This is a genomic window from Mesorhizobium sp. M8A.F.Ca.ET.202.01.1.1 (genome assembly GCF_004791595.1).
GTDB lineage: Bacteria > Pseudomonadota > Alphaproteobacteria > Rhizobiales > Rhizobiaceae > Mesorhizobium.
On the sequence record NZ_SRUN01000300.1, the window covers coordinates 1 to 285 of the forward strand.

Genomic DNA, 285 nt, shown 5'->3' on the forward strand with positions numbered 1-285 from the left:
CGCGATTGCGGTCACGGCGGAAGGTCTTCGCCGCGACCTGTAGCGACTTTGCTGCGGGCACCAGCGTCGCCTTGCCTGCCTGGATCGCGGCATAGGCGGTCTCGAACCGCTTGGGCTTGCCATCAGGACCATCAAGGATGTCGTCGGGCTGCCCTGGACGACGCAGCACAGCGAAGTAGTGATTGCCAAAGGGGAGCGCTTCGATGCGAGTTTCGTCGGTCATGAGCCCCTCTCGTCAGGGGGACATAAACGGGACAATTCCGGGGACATTTGGCGGGACATCGC

General features: G+C 62.8%; 1 protein-coding gene. It reads right to left on the reverse strand.

From position 1 onward, the window contains the following. Positions 1-223: hypothetical protein (locus EN845_RS34960; RefSeq protein ID WP_135931352.1), on the reverse strand; the 223-nt coding region annotated here is incomplete at its 3' end. Positions 224-285: the final 62 nt, after the last annotated feature.